Source organism: Kitasatospora putterlickiae, from assembly GCF_039527695.1.
Taxonomy (GTDB): Bacteria; Actinomycetota; Actinomycetes; order Streptomycetales; family Streptomycetaceae; genus Kitasatospora; species Kitasatospora putterlickiae.
The window spans coordinates 1-6,919 of the sequence record NZ_BAAAKJ010000518.1 but is presented as its reverse complement, the minus strand read 5'-3'; the positions used below and the strand labels follow the sequence as shown (position 1 = coordinate 6,919).

Here is a 6,919-nt window from a genome sequence, read left to right as displayed (position 1 = left end):
CGCCCGTCCCGGAGCAGGTCGTCTGCGTGGCCGGCGATCCGCGCGGCTACCGGGGCGGCCACCGCGACCACTTCGACCTCTACCGGCACTGGGACGGCATGGACGCCTTCGAGCAGGGGTTCGCCGCACTGCGCGACCGCCTGCTCGCCAACGGCGCCGACGTGTCCGTCCTGCACGGCGGGATCGCCCGCTTCGGCGCGCTGCTCCGCGACGCGCGGGAGCGGGAGGCCGGGGCGCACGACTCCGCCGAGCAGCTCGGCCGGCTGCGCGGGGACACCGCGGACCGGCTCCGCGAAGGCCTCGCGATCCGGCGGGCACGCGCGGAGCGGCTCGTCGTCCTGGTCGGCGAGTTCCTCGACCGGGAGCTGGACAAGGCGCTGCGCAGCACCGTCCCCGCCGAACGCAAGGCCCTGGCCGAGCGCCTGGAGCGGTGGACGCGCAACGAGGAGCTGCACGGCATCGCCGGCCAGTGGTGGACCGAGTCGGAGGAGACGATCGAGGCCTGGCGCAAGGGGACCGCGCGGGTGCTGCGGCGGCGCCTGGACTCCAGGGGCTTCGACCGGACCTTCCCGGACGCCGGCACGGCGGTCAGCCTGGGCTTCCTGTCCGGCCACACCGGCCGGAAGCGCCGCCGCAGGACCGCCAAGGGCCTGGGCCGGGTCGGGGCGGTGATCGGGAAGGCCGACGCCCAGGCGATCGCCAGGATCGGGACCTGGCTCAACCGCACGGTGGACCCGGCCACCCTGGCCCGCGGAGCGAGCGCGCTGGGCAGGCTGGGCATCGGCCTGCAGGCGGTCTCCAGCGTCGTCGACGTCTACACCGTGATCCGCAACGCGCGCGACGACCGGGAACTCGCCCAGGCCCGCCGGGCGGCGATCGGCGCCCTGCACGAGGAGGCCGCCCAGTGGGCCGAGCGGATCGCCGACGGGACCGAGGAGGACCCCGGCCCGCTGCGGCCGCTGGACGCCGACTGCGAGGAACTGGCCGCCGCCGTCGCGGCGATCGACCGGCGCGTCGCCGAGCACGACACCCGGGCCGGCGCCCTGCGGGACCGGAGCACCGCCTACCGGCACGTCATCACCGACGCGCTCGCCCGCCTGGGACACCGACCCGGCGGCGACCTGCCGCACCAGCCCACCGAGGGGACGTCATGAGTGAGTTCACCACCCCGGCCGAGCCGGACACCGAGGACCCGGACGAGTGGACCGGCCGGGTGCGCGCCGCCGTGCGGACCGTCGCCGGTGACGGCTTCACCGACGGGATCACCGCGCTCTGGAACCGCTTCGAGCACGGCCCCGACGTCCGGGTCACCGTCTACGGCCCCTACGACGCGGGGAAGTCGAGCCTGATCAGGCGCCTGCTGGCCGAGGACGGCACCGAGGCGCCGGCGTGGCTGACGGTCAGCGCCCGCCGCGAGACCTTCACCGTCGACCACGTCCGCAGCGCGGGCCTGGAGTACGCCGACACACCCGGGATCGCCGGTGGCAACGAGGAGCACCGGGCGGCCGCCGACAACGCGCTGAGCCTCACCGACGCCCTGCTCGTGGTCCTCCCGCCGCAGCTGGCGACCACCGACGCCGGGCACCTGCGGGACGTCGCCACCGGCGCGCTGTTCGGCCCGGCGGCGAGCCGCCTCTTCCCCCGGGGCGCGCTGCGGCTGGTGGTGGGCCGGATGGACGAGGCGGGCGTCGACCCGCGCGACGACCCGGACGCCTACCGGGGCCTGTGCGCCCACAAGCGGAAGGAGCTCGCCACGCTGCTCGCCCGCGGCGCCGACGACCAGGGGCGGGACGACCTCCCGATCCACCTGGTGGCGGCCGACCCGTACGGCTTCGCCCTGTTCGCGGCCACTTCGGACGCCGGGGCCGAGGGCGCCGGCGGGGACTGGGACGGCATCGCCGAACTCCGCTCCGGGCTCGCCGGCCTGGCGGGACGGCGCGCGGAACTGCGGCCGGCCGCCGAGGTGCGGCTGTGGAGCAGGATCGCGACGCGCACGCTCGACGAGGCGGAGCGCGAACGGGCGGCGGCCGCCGAGGCCGCCGGCGAGGCACGGCGGGAACTCGCCCAGCTCGACGCGGTCGTGGTGGAGCTCGACGGACTGGTCGCCGCCGCGGCCGCGGAACTGCGCGCCGCCGTCCACGAGTTGCTGAACTCCGCGGTGGACACCCTGCACGGCGCGGACCTCGACCACGTCCGGGCCCAGGCCGAACGCGGCCTCGGCGACGCGCTCACCGCCTGGTCCGCGCGCTGGGGCGGCGAACTCGACCGGCTGGTCCGGCAGACGGACGGCGAACTGGCCACCCGGGCGCGGCGTGCCGCCGCCACCGCCTTCCACGGCTTCGTCGGCTCGCTCGGCGAACCGCCCGCCGACCGGCCGGCGTCCCCGGCGGGGAACGGGGAGAGCGGGGAGAGCGAGGAGCAGGCCCTCGGCCGGGCGCTGCGCGCGATGAGCGGCAGCGTGCGCGAGGTGGTCCGCAGCCTCTACCAGAGCCACCTGGAGAAGGACCTGGGCATGCCGCTGGACCGCGCGCGCCTGGAACTGGGCCACGTGGAGCGGCTCATCGGCGACCAGCGCAAGCTGCGCCACTACTACGGCAGCGGCATCGGCTTCGCGGACGGCAGGCAGACCGCCGCCGCCCGGACGGCGCTCCAGCGGATGAAGATCTTCGAGACGGTGCTCCCGTCCATGCTCGAACTCGGCGAGCTGGCCTTCCAGGAGATCCGCGGCCGCCGGCTGGAGGACCAGGAGAGCCGGCGGCGCACCGCGCTGCGGGGCAAGCTGGACGAGACGGCCGGCGCCATCGTGGACCGGATCCTGACGGCGGGGGAGGACCAGCCGGACTTCGGCTGGAACCGGGCGGTGGTGGAGGTCCGCGAGGGCCTGGAGGCCCTGGCCCGGCCGCTGCGGTCGCTGGCCGGCGTCCTGGAGGCCCGGCAGGCCACGCTGGCCGCGGGGGGCGCCGAGCTGACCGCCCTGCTGGCCCAGGCCCCGGCCCGGCGGGCGGACGCCGGGTAGGGCTCCGCCGGCGAGGGACCCGGTTCCGCCGAGCTCCTCCGGCGCTGACGCCCCATCAGCAGCGATGCGCGCACAGTCCATCGGAACGTCTGATCTGCTGTCAAAGTTCCTGGTTTTCCTGCGAACTTGTGTGAAGTCCCTTTAAGCTCCCATTAACCATAGCGGCTTTCAGCCACACGCGAACGTCCTCGCGGGGCCCGGGCTGAGGGCCCGACTGACCATGAGAGCAGGGATGACGACGACACGTGATCAGGATTCCGGTGCCGTTCGCGGCCCGGAGCGGCGGCGGCCGGGCCTGCCCGGACGCCGTACCGTGGGGGGCGCCGCGGCGCTGCTCCTCGGCATCGGGGCGTGCTCGCTGCTGGCCGCCCCGGCCGCGTTCCCGCAGGCGGCCGACGGGACGGTGACGGTCCACGTGGTCCGCACCGTGGACACCGACGGGGTGTGGACCCCGGGTCTCGAACCCGGCATGGCCGGCGTCAAGGTGACCCTCACCGACGACGCGGGCAACGGGATCGAGGGCACCACGGCGGCGGACGGCACGGTGACGCTGACGCCGGGTACCAAGCTCACCGGCGGCAAGTACCGCGTCCAGGTGGTGAACCCGAAGCCGGGCACCCTCTACCCGGCCTTCGCCTCGCGCGAGGGCCTGGGCGGCGAGCCCAACAAGCTCAGCAGCAACGAGGAGTTCGTCGACGTCTCGGGCGGCAAGAACGCGGCGGTCCTCACCGGCCTGTGGTACCCCGGTGACTACTGCCAGAAGAACGCCACGCTGGTGACGACCTGCCAGGCGGCCTCGCGCGAGGACGGGACCCAGCGCACGCTGGTCTCCTTCCCGTACAACGCGCGCGGCCAGGACGGCAGGGACGCGCGGGCGACCAACATCGCCACCAACGCCGAGACCGGCACGCTCTACGGCATCGCGTGGAACAAGGCCGACCGGCGGGTGTTCTCCTCGGCGGTCGCCAAGCGCACGACGGACTACGGTCCCGGCGGCGCGGGCGGGATCTACGTGACCGACGTGGCGACGAAGCGGACCTCGCTGTTCACCACCGTTCCCAACGCCGGTTCCACCGCCCACGGCGGCGGCACCGACGACGGGTTCATCGCGGTGCCGGGCAAGGAGAGCCTCGGCGGCATCAAGGTCACCGACGACGGTCAGGACCTCTTCGTCGTCAACCTGAACGACCGCAAGCTCTACCGCTACAACGCCACCGTGCCCACGGCGTCCGCGCCGAAGGCCGTCTACCCGATCCCCGACCCGGGCTGCCCGGTGGCCGGGGACTGGCGTCCGTTCGGGCTCGGCCTGAAGGACGGCACCGGCTTCCTCGGCGGTGTCTGTTCGGGCCAGTCGACCGGCAAGGCGTCCGACCTGCGGGCGGTGGTGCTCCCGTTCGACCTCGCCACCGGTGCCTTCTCGGCGGCGATCCTGAACGAGAAGCTGGACTACCCGCGCCAGTCGACCGTCGGAGGGGGCCCCTGCGACGGGGCGGCCTGGTTCGCGTGGACCGACACCTGGCCGACCTCGCAGAACGGCAACGCGTGCGGCACCAACATGCTCGCCCAGCCCGAACCCGAGCTGGGCGAGATCGCGTTCGAGACCGACGGCTCGATGCTGCTGGCCTTCCGCGACCGGTTCGCCGACCGCGCGCCGGACGGTGTCCCGTACTCCGCCGTCATGTCGGGCGGTGACCTGAACAAGGCCTGCCCGGCGAACGGCGTGTACGTCATGGACACCAACAACGGATGCGGACTGTCCCCCCGGGGCACCCGCTTCTTCGACACCAGCTGGGGAGGCCACCGCAACACGGCCTTCGCGGGCATGGCGGACTCCAAGGTCGAGAACACCATCGCGACCTCGGCGTTCGACCCGAACCACGAGGCCCTCGGCTACGGCACGTCGTTCCTCCAGCGGAACGGCCAGCAGGACCCGAAGTTCGGCTTCCGGCTCACCCCGCCGAACGGGCCCGACCCGTTCGGCAAGGGCGCCTCGATGGGCGACCTGGAGGTGCTCTGCGACCAGGCCCCGCTCCAGATCGGCAACCGGGTCTGGTACGACCCCGAGCGCAGCGGTATCCAGCGCCCGGGACAGAAGCCGGTGCCCGGTGCGACCGTCCACCTCTACGACGAGACGGGGAAGCTCGTCGGCACCACCAGGACGACCGAGCGCGGTGAGTACTACTTCGACGACTCCAACGTCACGGGCGGCCTCAAGCCGCGCACGAAGTACACCGTCCGGCTCGACAACCCGGCCGACTACGCGAAGGGCGGCCCGCTGTACCAGTGGGTGCCGACCGACGCGGACGTCGGCGACAACCCCTTCATCAACTCGAAGGGCGTCGTCCCGGCGGGCGGGCAGTACGCCGAGCGCGCGCTGACCACCGGCGGACCGGGCGAGAACGACCACACCTACGACTTCGGGTTCCGCCAGCAGGAGGGCGCGCTGCGCCTGGTCAAGCACGACCAGGACGGCAAGCCGCTGGCGGGCGCGAAGTTCCAGCTCTGGAAGGAGACCAACGACACCACCGGGCTGCAGAGCACCGGGGACAAGCCCGACAGCAAGGTCGGTGAGCCCTGCACCACCGGGGCCGACGGCCTCTGCAAGGGCAGCGGTGTGGCCGGGTCGTACTACTGGCAGGAGGTGAGCCCGCCCGAGGGCTACTCCGCGCCGGAGACGACGGTGTTCGGGCCGCTGGTCCTGAACGCCGAGAACCTGGCCACCGGAGTCGAGGTGACGGCCGTCAACAAGCTGATCCCGACGCCGACCCCGACCCCGACGCCCACGGCCACGCCGACGCCGACGCCTTCCGAGACGCCGACGCCGACGCCCACGCCGACCCCCACCCCGACCCCGACGCCGACCCAGGCACCGACGCAGCCGTCCCCGGCCGCGACGCCGCCCGCGCCGGCTCCCGGTCCGGGGCCGCTGGCCAACACCGGCGCGAACGAGGGCATCCCGGTGATGGCGGCCGGTGCGGGAACGCTGACCGTGCTCGGCGCGGCGCTCGTGCTCCTGGCGCGCCGCCGCAGGGCCCAGCAGCAGGCCCAGCAGGGGTAGCCGGCCTCCGGTAGCCCCACCCCGTCCGGGCCCGCCGCGGCCCGGACGGGTACCGCCGCCCCGGCGACGGTGCTGAACGGGCGGGTCCGTGGACCTCAGGTCCCCGGGCCCGCCCGTGTGTTGTGACCGAACGGACGAGAGAAGGCAAACGCATGGCCCGGAAGCCGAAGGCCGCCCCCCGCAGCACACCCCCCGGGCCGGGCCGCCGGACCTTCTGGCTCAGGAGCCTGGTCGCGCTCGCGGTGTGCGCCGCCGCCGTGGGCGGCCTGGTCGCCTACCGCACCGTCTCCGACGAGCCCGGGGAGCGCCCGGTGACCGTCGATGAGGCCTCCCGGCTGGCCCTGTCACGGCTGAACCTGTTCCAGGCCAGCCCGGTCGCGGTGAGCCTCACCGCCGCCGAGGGCGGAGGCGTCGAGGTCCGGGTCGAGGGCGTCGTGGACTACCGCACCCGCCGGGGCACCGGCCGCTACCAGGTCACCGGGCCGAACGGCCCGCTCGACCGCGGCCTGGTGGTCTGGGACACCGGCGGTCTCGGGCTCGCCCCGGAACCGGCCGGCGTGGACGGCCCGGCCTGGCAGCAGGCAGAGCGCGTCCCCCGGCAGGGCTGGTCCCCGCGCACCTACACCGCGGACCCGCTGGACGCCGGGCTGCAGCTGATCGCCGAACTCGGCGCCGACCGGCCCGACAATCCGCTGCTGCTCGCCCAGTCCGGCGCCCGCTGGCTCGGCCGCGAGCGCCTCGACGGCCGCGACCACGACCGGTTCGCCGGCCCGCGCGCCCAGGGGGCCGCGCCGGACGGCGAACGGTCGCCGCTGACCTACTGGGTGGACGGTGACGGCGGGCTG

The 6,919-nt window shown here is 74.6% G+C and carries 4 protein-coding genes; all 4 read left to right on the top strand.

The features are described 5' to 3' along the window. Positions 1-1,154, top strand: a 1,154-nt coding sequence (locus ABD308_RS38470; protein ID WP_344345614.1) for a hypothetical protein, incomplete at its 5' end; no start/stop codon positions are given. Beyond that, positions 1,151-3,016: a GTPase gene (locus ABD308_RS38465; RefSeq protein ID WP_344345612.1), complete on the top strand. Its 1,866-nt coding sequence runs from the start codon at positions 1,151-1,153 to the stop codon at positions 3,014-3,016. The genes ABD308_RS38470 and ABD308_RS38465, both read left to right, overlap by 4 nt. Positions 3,017-3,329: 313 nt before the next feature. Further along, positions 3,330-6,074, top strand: a complete 2,745-nt coding sequence (locus ABD308_RS38460) for an SdrD B-like domain-containing protein (protein ID WP_344345610.1) — start codon at positions 3,330-3,332, stop codon at positions 6,072-6,074. A gap of 152 nt (positions 6,075-6,226) precedes the next feature. Beyond that, positions 6,227-6,919 (top strand): hypothetical protein (locus ABD308_RS38455; RefSeq protein WP_344345608.1); only part of this gene is annotated, 693 nt, incomplete at its 3' end.